This is a genomic window from Mesorhizobium sp. M1A.F.Ca.ET.072.01.1.1 (genome assembly GCF_004023325.1).
Classification (GTDB): Bacteria; Pseudomonadota; Alphaproteobacteria; order Rhizobiales; family Rhizobiaceae; genus Mesorhizobium.
The window spans coordinates 1-1,691 of sequence record NZ_RZSF01000606.1; the positions used below are offsets into that span (position 1 = coordinate 1).

Annotated in this window: 3 protein-coding genes; 2 read left to right on the forward strand and 1 reads right to left on the reverse strand. The window is 68.1% G+C overall.

Going from position 1 to position 1,691, the window contains the following annotated elements; all coding sequences use genetic code 11:
- Both EOA32_RS36830 and EOA32_RS36835 read left to right on the forward strand, forming a co-directional pair.
- A partial coding sequence (locus EOA32_RS36830; RefSeq protein ID WP_145971503.1) for an MFS transporter occupies nt 1-498 on the forward strand: 498 nt, incomplete at its 5' end.
- A gap of 59 nt (nt 499-557) precedes the next feature.
- A complete protein-coding gene (locus EOA32_RS36835; RefSeq protein WP_066989003.1) occupies nt 558-980 on the forward strand; it encodes a GNAT family N-acetyltransferase in 423 nt (140 codons plus the stop codon).
- Here the strand turns inward: EOA32_RS36835 and EOA32_RS36840 are convergent.
- Nucleotides 977-1,691 (reverse strand): anhydro-N-acetylmuramic acid kinase (locus tag EOA32_RS36840; protein WP_189407702.1); only part of this gene is annotated, 715 nt, incomplete at its 5' end. The two genes, EOA32_RS36835 and EOA32_RS36840, sit on opposite strands and share 4 nt — an antisense overlap.

Here is a 1,691-nt window from a genome sequence, read left to right on the forward strand (position 1 = left end):
ACCGCCTTCTATGGCGTCTACGGCTATCTCGGCGATCATCTCCATGAAGGTCTCGGCGAGCCGGTCAGCGCCAACGGGCTGGCGGCGATCGCTTACGGGCTCGGCTTCGGCGCGGCGGCGCTGCTTGACGGCGTCATCGACCGTCTCGGCGCCCGCCGTGTCATGCCCTTCGCCTATCTGCTGGTCGCCGCCGTCTATGTGGCGATCGCCTCGGCCAGCGGCACCTTCGGCCTGCTGATGGCGACGATCGCCGTCTGGGGCCTTGCCAACCATTTCGGGCTGAACGTTCTGGTGATGCGGCTCACCGCGCTCGACGCCGCGCGGCGCGGCACGATCATGGGCCTGCACAGCGCAGTCACCTATTTCGCCGTAACCGTCGGCACCGCCGGTTTCGGCCCGCTCTACACCGCCCTCGGCTTCGCCAACTGCGCCCTGGTCGCCGCCTTGCTGATGCTGGTGGCGGCATCGGCCGCAGCGTGGCGCTCTGCCCGGCAATAGGCTTGCGTGTCGCTTCGCTCCTTGGCTAAGGCTGGCTTCCGAACCGCACCGGAGCCACCGTGAAGATGACGCTCGAGATCACCGCCGAGCCCTTGCCGCAGGATCTCGCCCGTGTCGGCGAGGGCTTGACCGCCTTCAACGACAGCGATGTCGGTGCCTCGGGCCGGAAGACGCTCGCCGTCTTCGTTCGCGACGACGCCGGCGCGATCGTCGCCGGCATCTCCGGTTACACCGCCTGGGGCTGGCTCTATGTGCAATGGCTCTGGGTCGACGAAACCTGGCGTGGCCGGCACATCGCCGCGAGCATGCTGGACGCAGCCGAACGGGAAGCGCTGGCGCGCGGCTGCCAGGCCGCGTGGATCGACACTTTCAATCCGACCGCAGCCAAGGTCTATCAGCGCCAGGGCTACCAGCCGTTCGGCACGCTCGCCGATTTTCCGGTCGGTCGCAGCCGCATCTTCCTGCAGAAGAAGTTGTCTTAACCCGCGAGCTTTCCACCGCGCATCGGCTGCGGCACCCCGGTGGTGCTCGGAAAGCTGATCGGCAGGCCGCGCAGCACGCGCACCGCGAGGAACGCGAAGCATTCCGCTTCGACCGCGTCGCCCTTCCAGCCGAGCGTCTCGGCTTGCACCACTTCGACGCCGGCGCGCTGGCCGAGCATCGCCATCATGGTCGGGTTGCGGCGGCCGCCGCCGCTGACCGCCAGTCGTCTTGGCCGGCGCGGCAACAGATCGAGCGCCTTGCCGACCGCCGAGACGGTGAAAGCCGTCAGCGTCGCCGCGCCGTCCTCCGCGCCGAGCCCGTCGGCCATGGCCGCGGTGAAGTCGAAGCGGTCAAGCGATTTTGGGTAAGGCTTCGTCAGATACGGATGCTGCAGCAGCCGCTCTAGCCTTGCCTCGTCGACCGTACCCGCGGCAGCCAGTCTGCCGTCGCGATCCATCTCGCCGAGGCCCTTCGCCTTGATGAAATCATTGACCGGCGCATTGGCCGGCCCGGTGTCGAAGGCGACGATGTTGTCTTTGCCGTCCCACCAGGTGATGTTGCCGACGCCGCCCAGATTGAGCACCGCGGTGTCGCCGCTGGCGTCGGCCTCTTTGAGCAGCGCCGCATGATACGCGGCAGCGAGCGGCGCGCCTTGTCCGCCGGCCGCCACATCGGCCGTGCGGAAGTCATAGGCGACTTTGGTGCCAAGC